This window comes from Aestuariirhabdus haliotis (assembly GCF_023509475.1).
Classification (GTDB): domain Bacteria; phylum Pseudomonadota; class Gammaproteobacteria; order Pseudomonadales; family Aestuariirhabdaceae; genus Aestuariirhabdus; species Aestuariirhabdus haliotis.
In genome coordinates this window covers 15,285-34,281 of record NZ_JAKSDZ010000033.1, presented here as the reverse complement: position 1 = coordinate 34,281, position 18,997 = coordinate 15,285, and the positions used below count along the sequence as shown (strand labels likewise).

At 45.0% G+C, this 18,997-nt stretch carries 14 protein-coding genes; 4 read left to right on the top strand and 10 right to left on the bottom strand.

From position 1 onward, the window contains the following. Positions 1-170: 170 nt before the first annotated feature. Genes MIB40_RS15035 through prsK form a run of 6 tightly spaced genes read right to left on the bottom strand, consistent with a single transcriptional unit; the run spans position 171 to position 9,420 of the window. Complete coding sequence (locus MIB40_RS15035; RefSeq protein ID WP_249695930.1) at positions 171-1,106, bottom strand: glycosyltransferase family 2 protein; 936 nt, start codon at positions 1,104-1,106, stop codon at positions 171-173. Then, positions 1,099-2,307 carry a hypothetical protein gene (locus MIB40_RS15030; RefSeq protein WP_249695928.1) on the bottom strand — a complete coding sequence of 403 codons (1,209 nt, stop codon included), beginning with the start codon at positions 2,305-2,307 and terminating at the stop codon, positions 1,099-1,101. Before MIB40_RS15030 ends, MIB40_RS15035 begins: the two co-directional genes overlap by 8 nt. 3 nt (positions 2,308-2,310) lie before the next feature. Further along, positions 2,311-3,258, bottom strand: a complete 948-nt coding sequence (locus MIB40_RS15025) for a sulfotransferase family protein (protein ID WP_249695925.1) — start codon at positions 3,256-3,258, stop codon at positions 2,311-2,313. A gap of 27 nt (positions 3,259-3,285) precedes the next feature. Then, entirely contained in the window at positions 3,286-5,979 is a 2,694-nt protein-coding gene (locus MIB40_RS15020) for a tetratricopeptide repeat protein (RefSeq protein WP_249695923.1), read from the bottom strand. 4 nt (positions 5,980-5,983) lie between these two features. After that, positions 5,984-7,354 (bottom strand): PEP-CTERM-box response regulator transcription factor, encoded by a 1,371-nt coding sequence (gene prsR, locus MIB40_RS15015; protein WP_249695921.1) that lies wholly within the window; start codon positions 7,352-7,354, stop codon positions 5,984-5,986. Next, positions 7,351-9,420: an XrtA/PEP-CTERM system histidine kinase PrsK gene (prsK, locus tag MIB40_RS15010; protein WP_249695919.1), complete on the bottom strand. Its 2,070-nt coding sequence runs from the start codon at positions 9,418-9,420 to the stop codon at positions 7,351-7,353. The genes prsR and prsK overlap by 4 nt, the downstream gene beginning before the upstream one ends. A 319-nt stretch (positions 9,421-9,739) precedes the next feature. Here prsK and MIB40_RS15005 point away from each other — a divergent pair, with 319 nt between their 5' ends. Both MIB40_RS15005 and MIB40_RS15000 read left to right on the top strand, forming a co-directional pair. Further along, positions 9,740-10,441 carry an endonuclease V gene (locus MIB40_RS15005; protein WP_249695916.1) on the top strand — a complete coding sequence of 234 codons (702 nt, stop codon included), beginning with the start codon at positions 9,740-9,742 and terminating at the stop codon, positions 10,439-10,441. A 93-nt stretch (positions 10,442-10,534) separates the two neighbouring features. Then, positions 10,535-11,899 (top strand): adenylate/guanylate cyclase domain-containing protein, encoded by a 1,365-nt coding sequence (locus MIB40_RS15000; protein ID WP_249695914.1) that lies wholly within the window; start codon positions 10,535-10,537, stop codon positions 11,897-11,899. Positions 11,900-11,912: 13 nt separating this feature from the next. Here the strand turns inward: MIB40_RS15000 and queF are convergent, their stop codons facing one another. Genes queF through MIB40_RS14985 form a run of 3 tightly spaced genes read right to left on the bottom strand, consistent with a single transcriptional unit; the run spans position 11,913 to position 14,448 of the window. Further along, complete coding sequence (queF, locus tag MIB40_RS14995; protein WP_249695912.1) at positions 11,913-12,734, bottom strand: NADPH-dependent 7-cyano-7-deazaguanine reductase QueF; 822 nt, start codon at positions 12,732-12,734, stop codon at positions 11,913-11,915. Positions 12,735-12,745: 11 nt separating this feature from the next. Then, positions 12,746-13,522: an ABC transporter permease gene (locus MIB40_RS14990; protein ID WP_249695910.1), complete on the bottom strand. Its 777-nt coding sequence runs from the start codon at positions 13,520-13,522 to the stop codon at positions 12,746-12,748. Next, the gene (locus tag MIB40_RS14985; protein ID WP_249695907.1) at positions 13,519-14,448 is read right to left on the bottom strand and encodes an ABC transporter ATP-binding protein; all 930 of its coding nucleotides are present in this window, start codon (positions 14,446-14,448) and stop codon (positions 13,519-13,521) included. The genes MIB40_RS14990 and MIB40_RS14985 overlap by 4 nt, the downstream gene beginning before the upstream one ends. Before the next feature lie 207 nt (positions 14,449-14,655). Between MIB40_RS14985 and MIB40_RS14980 the strand changes: the two genes are divergently transcribed. Next, positions 14,656-15,066, top strand: coding sequence for a PA2817 family protein (locus MIB40_RS14980; protein WP_249695905.1), 411 nt, complete (start codon positions 14,656-14,658; stop codon positions 15,064-15,066). Here the strand turns inward: MIB40_RS14980 and MIB40_RS14975 are convergent. Next, the gene (locus MIB40_RS14975; protein ID WP_249695904.1) at positions 15,063-15,959 is read right to left on the bottom strand and encodes a TIGR01777 family oxidoreductase; all 897 of its coding nucleotides are present in this window, start codon (positions 15,957-15,959) and stop codon (positions 15,063-15,065) included. The genes MIB40_RS14980 and MIB40_RS14975 overlap by 4 nt on opposite strands. 122 nt (positions 15,960-16,081) lie before the next feature. Here MIB40_RS14975 and MIB40_RS14970 point away from each other — a divergent pair, with 122 nt between their 5' ends. Continuing rightward, entirely contained in the window at positions 16,082-18,994 is a 2,913-nt protein-coding gene (locus tag MIB40_RS14970; RefSeq protein WP_249695901.1) for an HD domain-containing phosphohydrolase, read from the top strand. The last annotated feature ends 3 nt before the right edge of the window (positions 18,995-18,997 follow it).

Sequence of the window (18,997 nt, the reverse complement as noted above, 5' to 3'; positions counted from 1 at the left end):
AGCCATTTTTAGGCCCGCCCTACGGGGCTTTCAGGCAAACCCAGACTCGTTGTTACGCCTTTTTGAAAGGTCTCGACCTTACTGCAAAGGCGTGCTGCGATTCTGAATTCGCCTGAAAGCCAGAGTTCATCTGAATTAATCAGAGGTGCCCTAGTATTGATACCGCCTGCTTAAACGCCACGTAAAATCGATAAAAAATCACGACCCCGCTTAACAATAGAGCACTCGTCTTGCCATAGTGCGGATAGTTGATTAACCACCGCCGAATATTGACGATTGCTCTTTAATAAAGCATATGAGTAGTCGAGTCGCGCCAACCTCAGCGCTTCCTGTGCTCCCGTTTTAACTTCATTTCTTTGAAATGAGTATTCGCCTAATAACTTTCTATATGCATTCACAGCCAGCTGTTGCGAGTTTAGACGGTTGCTGCGTATAGCGCTGTTATCAAGAACACGATAAGCAGCCAATGGTGCCAACGACACCGCCTGCGCTTTAGAGGAATCCAAGGCCCGCAAAAGAAAGTGCATATCTTCGGCTATAGCTATTCCTATGGGATATCCTCCTACACGGCAGAATAAATCCTTACTAATGCTTATGGTATGAGTATCCCCTACATGCTGGCCTGCGTATAATTTCCTGAGAAATTTATCAATTACGACAACACCGTCCTGCTCTTTCGCTTTCAGATGAGAGACCCAATTCAAACTGTCTATATTCTCTTTCTTACTTCCATCATCATAGACATAATGAAAATTTCCACTCAGTAGATCAAACCCCATATTCTGGTCGATAAGCTGTGCGTGAGCTTGTAGTCGTGATGGATAATACCAATCATCCGCATCCAGAAAGGTCAACCAATCACCTGTTGCTGACTCAGCCCCACGATTTCGAGCAGAAGAGACGCCAAGGTTGTCTTGCTGTAGCAAGTTAATCTGACTTCCGTAACCCTGTGCAATAAGGGCACTTTTATCCAGGGACCCATCATCAACAACAATAATTTCATAAGCCGGATAGCATTGGGAAAGAATCGAATCAATCGCTCTTGCCAGAGTTTTTTCCCCATTATAAACCGGAACGATGACTGAAAATCGTATTCGACTAGACATACTTCGGATCACTCAATCCTGCATTCTTAGATATTCTTATTAAATGCCTTAAAAACAGCAAAGACGGTAAAACACCAGAAAACCACAACAACCAATTATTAACAGTGCTACACCCAAGACGGTTATAAAATGAATCCAGCTTAACAAGAAAGGAAGCATTGAATATCAAACCATTACTTCTGTATAACTTAGAAAGGTGTGCAGACGATAAAGAAACAAGATCCGGATAAAGCGTAGACACTTTTCCCAGCAACTGCTCTAGCAGTGAAAAACTATTTTCACAAATCTCTTTGTCAGGATTAAGGTAGTTCCATCTATGAGTTTCTATAATAACTGGCCGCCCACATTCGACCGCCTGTTTTATTTGCAACAAACACGCGCTAACCGATACTCCTTTGTAGGGTTCAAAATAAGCATTTCTTACCAGACACATAAGACCCGAATGACTATATAGACCATTATAAATATGTTCCTTATCACAAAAAAAGTCGTTACCAATCCTGCTGTAATAACGACTTCCGGGCGTCATCAAAGTCAGCATACCCGCTTCTTTCCAGCCATCCTCTACAGAATCATTCCAAACAAAGGTCGGCGGAATTACAACCTGGGGCTCAACACCTAAAACATCAAAAAACACTGAAACCTCAGAAGAAGCGTCCAACTTCGATTCCAGCCCCTCTGATTTCCAACGCGTTTGAATTGATGGAGGAAGCTCTTCCGTCATTATTGCGGCATCAGGCTCAACGCCTACATTAGAATCAAGAAGATATTCTTCCGCTTCGCTGGGGTCGAAGTGATACTTACCATGCAGTTCTAGCGGCATCAAACCCGAGTGATGAACCTCCAGCAATGCCGCAAGTGTGTTGCTGCTTTCTACATCAGCCAAACCAACAAATTTTATCTTTCTTGGCATGGCCAGACTATCACCGCTTACACAAGGCGAAAACAAGTTCACACCTAACACAAAAACAGGATGATATCCGCCTTGTAGACGACAATTTTCAAGAATCAACTTTATCCTACGCAACGAAGCGTCTTGCCCAAAATCCCCCGCCCCCCAGTCATCGGATTCAAATATAATCACAGGCCTTGATAAGACTTTTTCGCAAAAAATCGCCTTCAACTCTGCACGATACTTAACTAATAGAAAAACCCAAGAAACACTAACCAGCATTAAAACAAACCAAAGTACGATCTGCATTTACTATAAACCCGAATAATCAGAAAGATCATAGCCCATAAGATCAGCCACCTCCTCAGTCTTACTGAGGACGGAACGTATAATCACCGCATTACCGGACTCAAGCCACTTATTGCTTTTAATCGCTGAAAAAGCATTATAAGGACGATCTAGCACAGTTTTGCAATGCCCTTTCAATTCATCAGAAAAACTCAAATCACAGAACTCAAAGACCGATTTAAAGCTAGCTACAGGATCCGTCAAAATATCCTCATACTTTAATTCGTAAACACGATCACCCTGAATATTAGACAAATCATTTACCAGAGCATTATTCATAGCACAGTATTGTTCGGCACAAACGACTTGAATTGATTCATTTACAAAATCTCTCCACCCCGAAAAAAGGAAAAAACACCATCGATTATATACCCCCTTACTGATTGCCACAGGCACAGGAAGGTTATTTGACCAGGTTGCATATTCATCATCACGTTTCCACCCTTCAATGAGAGAATGAATATTGTCACCGGGATTTCTTTTGACATAAACAAAAATCGCATCAGGAAAAAGTGCATTCAAATATTCAACACATAGGCCATTTTGATTATTTTTATCAACAAACCTTGTTAGACCCGTTTTATTATAAAAGTATTCGGTAATAAATTTCCTATCATCCGGGTTTGCATGATCAACGTTAAGCGCATGACTTTCCCATTGCCTGGATTCAAGAGTATTCAGCTGAGACCACAAATCATGAGTTTCTCGATTAAGCGTTCCCATCTCTGGTGATTGGCTAATGGTTTTATAGACCAATGTTGTTCCGGCACGCGAGCAACCCACTACAAAAATAGGTCGATCGGCTTTAATGGTAAAAAAATTAGAATAAACCCCTCTAGCACTACACACCATTTTATTTGTATGAAACCTAAGCGTTTTTGCCACTTTATCCTGAAAACTATCTTGAATCATGAATCATCCCTACTCATGAATTAAAAATCAGCTATCACCAGCAACGATTTTATTTAACAATCCTTCTGCATTCTCTCTATCTGCAAACTTTAACTTTGATGATAACAGGGGTTCCAGAACAGCCCTCGCCTCATCCAACCGGCCTGTTTTAAAACATGCCACAGCATAATGATAAGAGATTTCACCGCTACCTTGAGATGCCTTAAATGCCTTCTCAAGATAGATCACTCCCTCCTCTTCCTTATTAAAATTAACCAATGCCCAACCATAGGTATCTAACACCTGGGGGTTATCTGGCACCAGCTCGTATGCCTTTTTTCCATACTTCAATGAATCCTGATCATTTCTTTTCATTAAGATCCAGGCAAGGTTATTAATAATAACAACGTTATCCGGATCTTCAGACAGTACTTTTTTATGGATTTCTACCGTTCGATCAGACAGATCCTTCCCTTGACTTACCACCACCATTTGAGACACATATCGACTATCACCTGTCCGATCGTAGGCATTAGCCAAGAAATCTGAAGACTCAATACCCGATTGATTTCTTGATATATAGCCTGCCATAGCCATAACAACCTCAATCTTATCTGGATACTGTTTAGAGAGTTTAGAGAAGGCAGACTTAGCAGTTTTTTTATCCCCACTCACCTCAAACAATTCTGCACTGTAGATCTGCATATTAAGGTCGCCTTTAAGATCATTTCTCGACGAAAAGTCATTCAGGTATTCTCTGGCGCGCTTATACTCACCCTTGCTCACCATCCAACCCAGATATTCTTGCAATAAAAGCATATTAGGATCAATTGATAACAAACGTGTGAAGTAATGGTCCACATTGTGACCTTCCTCTCTGCGCATCGATATTTGCAGCATCAGACGATTAGCCGGCAGGCTATCATCATTTTCACTCAGTGCTCGCCCCGCATGAATCGCAGCCTTATCATAGTCCTCGGATTGCAAATACAAAGTTGACAAAATCAAACTAACTCTTGAATCTATACCCTCTTTTTCTTGAGCCTTGAGCAGCACATTGAGAGCTTGATCGGAATTACCCTCTGTATAAAGTAAATTCGCATAATAAATTGAAACATTAATATCCAATTCATTTTGATCTAAATGTTCGCGTAAAAAAGAGAGCGCCTTTGGAATTTCTTCCATTTTCACATAACATCTTGCAACACCGATTATTGATGGCGAATACTTGGAATCCATTTTAATGACTGACAAATACTGATCTCTGGCTTTACTATATTGCTGTCTAGCTTCCAAAATACTACCCACTAAATGCTGGTACTCCTTAACATCAGGATTAGTATTGATTCTCTCTGAAATATAAGCATCAGCCGCATCGTACTCTCCCTCTTGCAAATAAAATCGAATCAGCTGACTGTCCGAATTTAGTACTCCTCTGTCCTCGACTTCAAGTTTGCTTAAAGCTAAAGAAGCCGCTTTTAAATTTCCTTCCTTCAAATAAGCCTCAGCCAAGTAACCTTCTATATCTGAATTTTCACCAGACGCATCTCTCGACATTTCAAGATATTGAATACCTTTCTCATTATCTCCAAGCCCCATATAGGCTTTACCGATGAGCAATAATTCAACAGGATTTGGTGGCTGACTATCACCAGTCAAAACAAAATCGGCACTAAAATCCGACTCAAACAAGCTAATAACATCACTATATTCGCCTTGATCTAAAAGAATAGTGCCTAGCATTATTCTGGCCGTTTTATTTTCCGGGTAATGGGATAAGTAACGATTAAGAAGATCTCTCGCCTGATTTTTTGCACCAAGTTGGTAGTGGGCAATTGATATCAAATACATGGAGGGCAAATGATTTGGCACCCGCGATAACGTTTTCTCGAAGTACTCCCTAGATTTCTTATACTCCTTTTTCGAAAGATATAATCTACCTAAATTAAAATTGGCTTGTACATTGCCACGATCTCTTTGGAGAACCTCTTTAAGAACCTTTTCCGCCTCATCATTTTTTCCTCCCCCCATCAAGGCTTCGCTTTTTCGTATCAATACAATCAGACCACCAAAACCCTTAGATTCGAGATCAGATAGCGTATCTACCGCTTCATCGTACCGGCCCTGAAATGAAGAAATTTTCGCGCTTAACAACAGCGCTTCCGCATTATCCGGATTTTCCATCAACAACCCGGATACCATAGCATTAGCCTCATCCAGCCTCTTTTCTGCCACCAATATTTTGGCAAGCCCTAAGGTCGCACCCGATGAGGACTCCAACCTCAAAGACTCATTAAACGCTTCCCTTGCATCAACCAGCATTGCCTGAGCAAAAAATGCGTTCCCTCTAACAAGCTCAAACCTGGCACGATACTCTGGAGAAGGGTTACTGGAAGACAGTAGCACCAAGGCTTTCTCTGGCATTCGATTTACAATATAAAGATTGGCTAAATCCACGGATAATTTGTTACTTAAAAGACCTTGCTTATCTAGATACTCATACTGCTTAATTGCCTCACTAAAATCACCAGCCTTTATCTCTGCCTCAGCTAAAAGCTCTCTACCCTCTACAGATTCCGGATTACCATCAAGATAGTTTTTAAGTTCAATGATAGCCGAGGCATTATCATTCTTTTCCAGATAACCCTTTGCGCTATCTAAATAGTCTTTTGCAAAGACTGGAGACCCCACTAAAAACAATACAACCACACAAAAACCAACAATCCCTTGTATATTTTTCATAAGGTTATTCGCCTTCCACATTTTTGGTTTCCATAATTCCATACTTGTGCATCAATGAATAAAGTGTAGGCCTTGTTACCCCAAGCAGCTCAGCTGACTTGGAGATATTATTATCGGTATATCCTATAGCTCTATTTATTACTTCTTTCTCAGTCTTCTCTCTTATAGATTTAAGATTAAAGGGAAAAGAAGCTTGATTTTTCGGAACTTCAAGCTGGAGATCCTCAGCACTGATTCTGCCATTTTCAGACATTATCAGCGCCCTCTTAACTCTATTCTCTAGCTCTCGAATATTCCCGGGCCACTCATACCCCTCAATTGCCACAATTGCATCATCACTCAATTGTGGCGCATTCCTGCCACCTTCAAACTGTTTATCAATCAATGCACTTGCAATAACAACGGCATCACCATTTCGTGATCTCAATGGAGGTATTTCAATCGACATTTCACTAACCCTGTAAAATAGGTCGCTCCTAAATTCACCAACTTTAATCAGCTCATCCAAATTTTGGTGAGTTGCACAAATTATTCGAACATCCACAGGGATTTCAGCTCTACCCCCTATTCGCTCGATCACTCTTTCCTGTAAAAACCTCAATAATTTTGTCTGTAAAGAGGTAGGCAAGTCACCAATTTCATCCAGAAAGAAAGTTCCACCATCGGCGTATTCTATCTTCCCCAATGTTTGCTTAACGGCTCCGGTAAAAGCCCCTTTTTCGTAGCCAAAAAGCTCACTCTCCAGCAATGTTTCAGGAATAGCGGCACAATTCACCGCGACGAATCGCCCTTTACGACCACTTAACCCATGCAAGGCCTTCGCCAGAACTTCCTTCCCTGTACCACTTTCCCCTAATAGCATTACACTAATTGATGAGGGTGCTACCTTTTCAATAGTCCTGGTTACTGCTTGCATAACTTCTGAGCACGCTATCACGCCAACTAAGGGTTCATAGGCTATTCCATGCTGCAGTTTTCTATTTTCTTCTTCAAGATCAAAGAGCCTGTAAGCCCTATCGATGATGAGCTTTAGGTCATCAATCTCAATAGGCTTTTGATAAAAGTCATAAGCCCCCTTCGATATGGCTTTTATTGCATTTTCTCGCTCATTATTTCCCGTAACAACAATCACTTTGGTAACAGGTCGAGCCTGCAAAAGGCTATCCAGCAACGCCAAACCAGCCGTCGCATTTGCAGGATCAGGCGGCAACCCCAGATCGAGGGTAACTACAGCGGGTTCAATTTTTTTCAATTTCGCCAAAGCACTGCCCATATCTTCTGCAATGGAAACTTCATAATCACCCAACGACCACTTCAGCTGTTTTTGTAACCCAGGATCATCCTCTATGACTAGCAGTGCACGTTTTTCTGTCATACCGAACCTCTAGCCGAAGCCTTCTGATTAAAACAACTCGAAATAGGAAATAATAGCGTAAACCGGGTCCATCCGGAGTCTCTATTATCAACCACAACATCACCTCCTATGCTTTTCATAAACTCTTTTGCATCAAACAATCCTATCCCCATTCCTGCATTTCCTTTAGTTGTTTTAAAGGGATGAAACAATGAATTATCAACAAACTCTTCAGTCATTCCTGGGCCATCATCTTCCACACAAACATAGGCTTGCCCTTCGTTTTCCCTAACACCTACTGACACTCGGACATGCCCTTCAGTCCCGGCCGATTCAACTGCATTCTTTATTAAGTTTTCAACAGCCGATGAAAATCTCTGCTCATCCAGAGTCACATTCAAGTCACTTTCCAATACATTCAGATAGATTTCTCGGCATGTTCCTTTAAAGCGTCCGCTAATTGCAGCGACCTGTTCTGACAAAGCCACATTGACCAAATTTCTTTCGCTAATCGAATCACCATTTAAATGATCCAGCATACGATCCATTTTTCCTGTCGCATGGGAAATGGTATCAATGCAATCATCAATAAAATCGGGATTGTTTCGGTGTATTTTCATATTGTCATGCAGTAAAGTCAGCTGAGCACTTATATTTTTCAAATCATGCACAACAAACGCAGACACTCGATTAAACGCTTCAAATTGCTTGGCTTCAGATAACGCATTATGCGCATCAGCAAGCGATAAATAACTTGATACCTGCTGTGCAACTAATTTAATAAAATCATGATCTTCCCAGCCTATTTCCCTGAAAGATCGTGGCGCCGCCAAGACAACCACCCCATACAGATCAGACTCAGACAATAAGGGTACTATCAACCATAGATCCTCATCATCCACCATATAACCAAGATCCAGGTCTTCAGGGTACCGTTCCGGATACGATCGATACTCTTCAAGATCTATCACCCAACCGTATTGCGCTAAAAAGCCAATAACACTTCTGGGTAAGGCTTCATTTTCATATCGAGATCGCAGCATATTCCAGAAACCACAGGCGACATACGCATTTTCACCATCAGATTTCCACAGCAAAGCACCTCGACTATCCAGTGCGTCGCACATAACCTTCAAGCAGCGGTCCTGCAAACTTGCATCGACTCCCCCGCCTCCCAATGCTCTTGTGACCTTAATCCACTGGTCCCTATAATCGTATTTGAGCCGAAAAAAATGCTTGGCGATAACAACGGACAGTGCTGATCTCAACTGCCCTGAAGTCACTATCAGAAACAGCCCAATCGACGCTGTAAATAGCAACAGCAATAATAAGAGGTCACCCCACCGCCCGCCAAAATCCCTGACATAAAAGCCAGCAATCGCCACAACCAACAAATACCCCCCAACCAACAACAAAGAGGCCGTTCTAAAAGCCGCCTGATGAGACACCACAAGCTTTGCATCCCAGTGGGGGTTTCTTAAGCCGGCTAGAATAAATAGAGGGATAATCAGTAAATTTGCAAGCCCTCGGGCAGCGATCAATGCATCGTTAAGGTGCTGGTAGAGCACTGCTTCCGCATACAACACAAGATCAAAAAACAGAATTGCAAGCAAACCGAGAAAAAAGTGCTTTACGGCCCACCTTCGCTCATTGTCGACCCCGGCATATACCTGTTCGAGAACAATCAATAACGTAATGGTGATGACAAGATGGCCTGATAAGCGTAAATCGGCTGAGCCCGACAGAATCAACCATTGGCGGAGCTCGGGTATAAGATCCAGCAATAGCAAGCCCGTCAGCATTACGTAGAGCAATACCCTTGGCCAGACCACTGGGTTAACCCATAAACGGAAAAACAACAGGGTCAAAACGAGGTTACGCACGGTCTCCAAAGGCCAACTGTCAGCGAACAACCAAGACGAGGTGGATGCGGCGTAAGAAAGTGAAAAAGCCCAAAGAATTGAGGCCAGGCATAATGCCCTGAAATGCCACAGCAACTCGCCACTGACCCGATAAAAGGTAAGCAGTAGCAACACAGCATAGACAGCAGCCAGCGATCCATAGCTGGCCTGGATGATAAAGTCCATTTTAACTCCGGCCCCTTCTTATTCTGCAATTAAGCAATAACGAGGGTTGCAGCCCTAATATGCCGAGAAAACGGCACAATTCAGTGTATGCAGCGATTGTAGAACTGTCGAATTATTTAACGGTTCGACTCCACTTTATTCCAAATTCAACTTAATATAGCGAAATCTATAACCCGACAGGAGACTAGTTCGTCCGCTCCAGCTGTGAATGCTGCTAACAATCTTTACCATTTAAGTCTGGTACCAATCTACGCACGCATTCCCTTCCCTGCTTGGCGGAGACTAGCTATATTATGTGCCTTAAAATACATGGCTCAATATGAAAATTAACACCCTACACCCTTGGAACATCACAGAAACCCAGGCGGCTTCTATTCAAAAAAGCCTTAGCGCCTGGATTATTCTGGATGACCAACCTTCATATAAAGTATCCTGTATAGCCCGTGCTCAGCTGCTTTACAACCTGGACGATGAGTACAGTACCGCCAATGTCACTCTTTTCAGGCTTCCGGATTTCAAAGTAATAGAACGGCATAGCGCCACCCAAAGGCTCGATTTCCCGCCCATTCCGGGGCTCCTCTCATTTCGCAAAGCTCCCGTCGTCCTGAAAGCGCTGGAAGCATTGAAAAACCAACCTGATCTGATCATCTGCGATGGCCGCGGCGTCACGGGGTCCGAACGATTTGGACTCGCTAGCCATATTGGCTTGATGAGTAATATCCCTACCGTCGGTTGGCGAGCAGCACCCAACTCCCCCGTCACCCGTAGAATGAGAAGACAGCGTGGCAGCTGGATCCCCCTTAGTAGTGGCGAACAAACCTACGGTGCCTTGTTAAGAATTCATCGGGATCTGCCGCCTATTTACGTTTCACCGGCTCACCAAATAAGCCTTAAACAGGCATTACTCTCCTCACTCAAGGCGGTGCCTTCATCGCTCGAAAACGCCGATATGCTAGAACTACTGACACCCCAGCCGATTGCCCAACTGAACCCGCTCACCCCCTCAAAAGAGATCAGCTAAAGAATCCCTCTGTCGCCCTAAAGACTGGAGATTAAAACCATTCCCCTTTACTATTAACCGCTTATCTATCCTATCGAGCTGACCAGCATTCGCATGACGGGAAACAACAAAAATACAATTGAGCCCCGGGATGAAACGCCCGCTTTCTATTCGCGCTTTCTAATCTATCTGACTGCCACCACAACCCTGGCGGCTGCCTATTATGACAATGTCGTTCCGGCTCTGCTGGTCTGGTTAATGCCTGGCTTACTGCTATACCCTCTCCTGTTCAGATTACCGGGCATCGCACGCTTCAAAGATAGCCACCTGGCTGCAAGCCTTGATGGCATCAATATCGGCGGTTTAATCGCCGCCTGGGGCTTGATGCCCGCCCCAAGCATTATTCTGGTAATGTTAATTGTCCTTAACAACCTTACCTATTCAGGAGCGCGCTTCCTTCCCTCTTTATGCCTGTTTTTACTCTCCAGCCTGGCCATTACCTTTTTCCTGTTCCAGCCTGAAATCATTCTGACCGCTCCCCTTTTCTGTTTGCTCATTACCGGCGTCAGTGCCGGATTATATCTGGCGGTCATCGGTAAAGAGATCTACCAACGCAAACACCGCCTGGAGATCAGTCAGCAACAATTGAAAGATGAGAAAGAACGCACCATTCGTTTAATGAGCAAGTTGAGTCGCTATTTATCTCCGGTAGTCTGGGAATCCCTTTTCTCCAGCGAAGAAGGTAACCTGGAAACACAGCGCAAGCGTCTAACCGTGTTCTTCAGTGACATCAAGGGATTTACCGAGCTTTCCGAGGAGATGGAATCTGAGGAGCTGACCGAACTGCTTAATAACTATTTGACTGAGATGTCCAATATCGCCCTTAAATACGGTGGCACCATCGACAAATTTGTCGGCGACGCCATTATGGTCTTCTTTGGCGATAGTAAAAGTGGCGGGGCCAAGCGTGACGCCCTGGCAGCCGTCTCCATGGCTATTGCGATGCGCAAGCATATGAAAGTATTACGCCAACGCTGGCTAAGCCAGGGCATCCAGAAGCCCCTGCAGATACGCATGGGAATCAACACAGGATTCTGTACCGTTGGTAATTTCGGCGCAACCAGCCGAATGGATTACACCATTATCGGAAAAGAGGTCAATTTGGCCAGCCGCCTGGAAAGCAATGCTGAGCCAGGGCAGATTCTTATCTCCTATGAAACCTATTCCATGATCAAAGATGTGATCATGTGTCGTGACAAAGGCGCTCTCGAAGTCAAAGGTTTCAGCCGACCTGTGCCCACCTTCCAGGTTGTCGATTTCCGGCGCGATCTGGGAGCCGAGCAAAGCTTTATTGAACATCAGGTCGACGGCTTCTCGATGTACCTGGACACCGAGAAAATCAAGAGTTATGACAAGGCCAGGGTGGTGAAAGCACTTCAAATTGCCGCCATACGCCTAAAAGAGCGAGTCATTCTTTAGCAGAGCAGATGACTCACTGAACCGACAAACGCCGATCAAAAAACGTCTTGGATTCCAATGATCGGCAAGGGTTAATATCTAGCCCTCCCCTTCTGACATAACGCCCCTCAACAACCAACGATTGAGCCTGGGTAATAGCCTGCAGATCAACGAAAATACGCTCAATGCAATGCTCATGAAAATCGCTATGTTGTCGGAAAGAGACAATATATTTCAACAGCGATTCATGACAAAGAGGCGCCCCCTTGTATTGGATCATCAGCGTCGCCCAGTCTGGTTGACCTGTCACCGGACAGTTAGATTTTAACAAACGGCTGTACAGTGCTTCTTCAATAACACCACCGCCCGCCATTAACAATTCTGTATTTACTTCATAGCAACTGATTTCAACATCCAGCTCGTCAATACAGAAACCTTTGGGCTGTGATAAACCTTCATTAGTGAGCATCTCGTGGGTCAGCAGTTCGACCTCAACAGTAGCCCCTGCTGCAACTGACAAATCTTTCTTTAGGACCTCTTTCAATAGCCGGGCATTTTCGAAGGATGTCTGATTAAATGAATTCAGGTACAGTTTGAAAGATTTTGATTCGATGATATTGGGTGAGTTACAGGGAATACTAAAACGAGCAACCGCTACCTGAGGCTTACCTTTCTGATTAAGCCAGGAAAGCTCGTATGCGTTCCAAATATCAACCCCATAAAAAGGCAGCCTAATATCGATACCAATGCCAGCTCGATTACCCTGCCGTGCTATGGGATGAAGCAACTCAGGATCATACTCGGCTACGTAGTCGGAGACTTTTCCCAGAGGCGAATCGTGCACATTATTACCCATCTCTAACACTCCTAATGCCGTAACCCCGTGCCTCTGCGTAGAAGAAACAGAGTAAAACAAAACACAACCACCGTTAAAAACGCAATCATCAGTAGCGCCTGAACAACAGGAATTCCATCAGAATACCCCAGAATGCCATAACGAAACGTATTGACCATATAGAGTATTGGGTTTAATTCAGATAGCCCGGCCCAAAATTCAGGCAATACATTAACGGAATAAAACACCCCTCCAAGATAGGTCAATGGTGTCAATACAAAGGTAGGAATAATTGAAACATCATCAAAACTATTGGCATAAAGAGCATTGATAAAACCGCCAAGGGAAAATAGCACCGCAGTCATTAGCACGGCCAACATGGTGATACCCAGATTATGCATCGGCAAGCTGGTAAAAATAAGCGACAAGCAGGTTACAATAAAGCCCACCAACAACCCTCTAATTACCCCGCCGCATACAAAGCCAGCCAGCATCAGATAGTCTGGCACAGGAGAAACCAGTATTTCCTCTACGCTACGCTGAAATTTATTACTGTAGAACGAGGACGCGACATTGCCATAGGAGTTAGTAATGACCGACATCATAATCAGCCCAGGCACCACATACTCCATGTAGCTGAAACCACCCATCTCACCAATTCTTGAACCAATTACGCTGCCAAAAATGACGAAGTACAAAACCATGGTAATCGCTGGAGGCAAAAGGGTTTGCGGCCAAATACGAAGAAATCGTCGAACCTCTTTATGAGCAATGGTTAAAAAGGCGATCCAGGCGTCTGCAGGCTTCATAGCAGCCCCTCCTGCTTTTCTACGAGGGACACAAACAGCTCTTCCAATCGATTTGAGCGGTTTCGCATACTGGATACTTCTATCCCCAGGTTTTCCAAGGCAATAAAAACCGCATTGATGGTTTGGCTTTTACTAACTTCAACCTCCAGGCTGTATTCATCAACTCTTCTCAGGCTATAACCTTCCACGGAAATACTTTCCGGCAGGGGCTGACGACAGTCAAGAACAAAGGTTTCGACACTCAGCTTACTCAAAAGCTGTTTCATTGAACTGTTTTCAATCAGGTTGCCCTTATCAATAATGGCGATATGACGACACAATTGCTCAGCCTCTTCCAGATAGTGAGTGGTAAGAATAATTGTGACACCCTCTTTATCGTTAATATCGCGAAGAAACTCCCACATACTGCGACGTAGTTCAATATCCACACCTGCAGTGGGTTCATCAAGAATCAACAGTTTAGGTTTATGAATAAGCGCCCTGGCGATCATCAGGCGACGTTTCATCCCCCCCGATAGCAGACGCGATTGTTCATCCCGTTTGTCCCAGATGCCAAGTTTCTTCAGATAAAATTCGGCCCGTTCACGGGCCACTGCACGCGGAATACCATAGTACCCGGCCTGGGTAATCAATATATGAAGTGGTTTTTCAAACTGGTTAAAATTGAATTCCTGTGGCACCACCCCCAGGTTTTGCTTGGCAAGGCTCAACTCTGTATCCAGGTCATAACCAAAGATGCTGACCTTGCCTTCACTTTTGGTAACCAATGACGAAATAATACCAATGGTGGTTGATTTCCCGGCCCCATTAGGGCCCAGTAAGGCAAAGAAATCACCCTGCTCGACCTTGAAATCAATACCTTTCAAAGCCTCATGGCCGTTAGCGTACACCTTCTTCAGACCAGAAATAACCAGCGCATCTGTCATGCAAAGCTCATTTTGTTAGGAAGTTGAAAAAATAGCACGGGAGTGACCAATAGCTACTTTGGCCCAGCATGCCCATACCCGGAAAAATCAGACTGTCGGAAGGCCCAAATTATACTAAAAGCGCCCTGCTCAGGCACTATCTCGCTGACACAAAACCGGCAGAGCCTTATAATAGAGCCTTATCCTGCCCAGACATCAAGAGATCCAATGACAAGTTTTTCCCCTTTCAGCTATCGCTTACAACTGCTGCGCTCACTTCACGAACAGCTCGGCAAACTTATCGAAAGCGATAGCCTACCCGAATTTAACGAAAACCCCCTTACCGATAAACTCGGCCAATTATTACCCGACCTGGAACAACGAGATGAGGAAGCGCTCTATGCAGCGCAACAACTCATTAGCCAACTCATCGCCAACTTTCCCCAACTAACCCCATTGGTTAGCCGAGATCTCCTCTGGCTGCTGGGGGGTGACTGCCTGCACTGGATGCCCGATGCTGAAGTAGAACAATATCAGCAGTTGGAAGAGCTGTATCAAGACGCGCTGGTGTCCAACCATGAATTCGACTGGGTCGCCTCGAGAAAAGCACTGTTTGAAGGCAAGGGAAAACTGCATTAGGCCAGCGAATGCTCGATGGCACTATCAATATCGGCGAAACGAAAGCTGAAGCCGGCCTTTTCAAGTCGCTCCGGAATCACCGCCTGGCCTTTGATCAACAGGTCTGCCGCCTCCCCTAACATCAGCCTCATCGCGTAGGCTGGTACGGTCAACCAACAGGGCCTTCTTAACGCTCTGGCCAAGGCTTTACTAAATTGCTGATTTGTAACCGGCATAGGCGAGGTCGCATTAAAGGGGCCAGAAAGCTCCGGGCTGTGCAACAAGAAAAGTATCATCGCCACCAGATCCTCTCGCTGTATCCAGGAGAACATCTGCTCGCCAGTGGCGATAGGGCCTCCCAGCCCCAGCTTGAATGGAGGAAGCATACGTGCCAAAGCCCCGGCATTGGCCGCCAGGACAACCCCTATTCTCATTGTACAAACCCTGATTCCAAGCGCTTCAGCCTCTTGCGCGCTGGCCTCCCACTGCTGACAGAGTCGGGAGGCAAAATCATCTTGTGGCGAGACCGACTCGTCAATTCGGCGGTCACTCCCATGATAACCATAATAACCCACTGCCGACCCGCTTATCAGCGTTTGGGGCGGTTGTTGACGCTTTTTCATCCAATCCAATAATAAACGCGTGGTCCCTATTCGACTGTCCATCAATATCTGTTTGCGCGATTCACTCCAGCGCGCGTCCAGCACTCCTTCACCGGCCAGGTTAATAACTGCATCCATGTCCGGTACAGACGAGAGATCATTCACATACGTAATATGACCGCCCAGATTATCCAGCGTTTGGGGGGATTGACGGGTTAACGCCCACACTCGATAACCCGCAGATACCAGTGTGGGCAAGAGCTGATGGCCAATACAGCCTGTGCCGCCGGTTACTACTATCTTCATAGTCATAGATACATTCCTTCGGATCTAAGGTCGCCCTGACAAAGGCACTTCCTCTGATAGACTGTAAATACCCTTGGCAAGTTCAGTAGGGAGCAAATTATCGCTCGTATAATGGCAAAGGACGGCGCATGACGAAAGAACTGCAAACCTATCGATTCCCAATCCAGGTTCAAATTGCGACCCTGATTGTCAGTATGATTATTGTTCTCGGGTCCCTGCTTGCCTGGTACAACTACCAGCGCAGCAGCGAGATTATAGAAAAAGCCTCCGAGCAACTTTCAAACAAGATTACCAAAACGGTTATCCAACAGATAAACCTGACGTATAGCCCCGTCAGAAACAACCTGTCATTGCTAAGCCTGTCAGGAGTCGAGAAGGCGCAAACCCTACCGGAAAGGCTCAACCATCTCCCTCTCCTGTTCCAAGCTCTGCAGATGCAACAAGCCATGGCAGGTCTGCAAATCGGCTATGCCGACGGGGATTATTTTATTTTACGGTTGGTAGAGAGACTTCCAAAAGGGCAATTCTTATCCCCGACCGATGCCTTTGTCATGATCGATCACATTGAACATGCCGGCGCTCGCCCGGTTTTTACTCGCATCTACCTCGACAGTGAGCTGCAAAAAATCAGCGAAAAAATATTGCCATACGATGGTTACGACCCTCGCACACGACCCTGGTACCTGCAAGCATTAAATCACAACGGCCCGTCACGAACCGAGCCCTTCCTGTTCTATTTCATGCGCCAAATTGGCGTTGTAATCACCCATCCATTGCCCGGTAAACAGGCTGTTATTGCTGCCGATGTAACGTTGAAGCACCTATCCGAAACACTTGCCGCTGAACAATACACGACCTCTTCCGAGATCGTTGTGATAGATTCCGAAGGTAAGGTCCTGGCTTATACAGATACGGACCGTACGGTTCGCGAAAGCAACGATCATAAAGTCAGCATGTTCCATATTACCGAGATGGGAATTCCAATCTTTGAATGGTTTGATAGCAATAAAAAATTGGCGCCCCAGCAACTTCAAATTGACCATAAGGGGGAACAATGGACAGGTAGCGTAAAATCCATTCCCGGAGCAAACGGGGCCAACTTACGGATTATTGTGATAGCACCCAACCATGAACTCTTTGCTGAGGCTTATGCCATTCGCTGGGATTCTGCCAAAATCACCCTATTAATCCTTCTACTTGCTATTCCCCTGGCTTGGTTGCTCGCCAAGCAGATCTCTAATCCGTTAAAACGACTGGCAAAACATGCCAGTGCAGTTAGTAAAATGGACTTTAGTGACAAACTTTATATTCGCTCGGTCATTAAAGAGATTGACGACCTATTCAATGCCACCCACACCATGAGCGACACCATTTCTCGGTTTTTAGGTCTGATAGATTCCCTCGCCCGTGAAAAAGACCTCGCCGCTCTACAGGAACGCATCCTTAAAGAGACCAGCGAAGTAGCCCACGCCAAGGGAACCCTACTCTATCTTTTGGATGAGAAGGAACTGTTTCTTAAGCCCTCCTCCTTCTATCTTGATGGTAAATTTGCCGAGTATGATTTCCCTAATATATCCATTGACGATGTCGACAGCCCGATCATCAGCGCCCTTAACGCCGACAAGGCCAAAGAAACCATGGCGCCGGAAGGCAATCAACTTGTGGAGAAATTTCGCACTGTATTGGCTTGTGAAACGATCAAGCTAACGCTTATCCCTCTTAAGGATCGTCAGAAAAATCATTTCGGTGTATTGGTGCTATTGTACCCAGCATCAAAACTTGAGGAAATGAGCAGCGATCTAAATCAGCTTGACTTTATTCAGGCCTTATCAGGTTTTGCGGCTGTATCCCTGGAAAGCAAACAGTTATTAGCGATGCAAAAGCAACTGCTCGATTCGTTTATCAAGTTAATCGCCGGTGCGATTGATGCCAAATCCCCCTACACGGGCGGTCACTGTCAACGGGTCCCTGAACTCACTCGAATGATATGCGAGGCAGCCAATCAATCCGACGAAACTGAATTCCGAGAGTTCCATTTAAGCGAAGACGATTGGGAAGCCCTTGATATTGCTTCCTGGTTACACGATTGTGGCAAAGTCACCACCCCGGAATACGTCGTCGACAAATCTACAAAGCTGGAAACCCTCTATGACCGAATACACGAAATACGCATGCGTTTTGAAGTATTGAAACGAGATGCTCAGCTTCAATACTGGATAGCTTTGGATCAAGGGGGCGACAAAGATAAACTGAGCAAACAACGAGATCAGGCGTTACGCTCTCTGGATGAGGATTTCGAGTTTATCGCACAGTGTAATGAAGGTGGCGAATACATGTCCGAAGAGAGTTTGGAGAGATTGTCGGTTATTGCTCAACGAACCTGGCAACGAACACTTAACGATCGCATTGGCATCTCCTGGGAAGAACAACAGCGAAAACAATCCGGAGAAGAAACCCTGCCTATTACGGAAAAACTATTAGCCGATAAAACTGAACACATTATCGGCAGATCTGCCTCAGATCGCATCCAGGAAAATAACAGCCATGGATTTAAAGTAGACACACCAGAACACAAATATAACCGCGGGGAACTATACAACCTCTCTGTCGCCAAAGGCACGCTAAATAACGAAGAGCGCTATATGATCAACGATCACATAGTGCAAACCATCATCATGTTAAACAAACTACCCTTCCCCAAACATTTGCGAGAAGTTCCCGAAATAGCCGGTGGCCACCATGAAAAAATGGATGGTACAGGCTATCCAAAGCGTTTAACGGGCAAAGAGTTATCGATAAGTGCCAAGGCTATGGCGATCGCTGATATTTTCGAAGCATTAACTGCCGCGGACCGCCCCTACAAGACACCTAAATCCTTAAATGAATCGATAAAAATCATGAGCTTCATGGCCAGGGATCAGCATATCGACCCAGATCTTTTCGAGTTATTTCTGCGGCAAGGCATCCATGAGCGATACGCAAAAACCTATTTGGATAAGAAGCAGATCGACAGAGTCGATATCAATCAATACCTGAGATAGTAG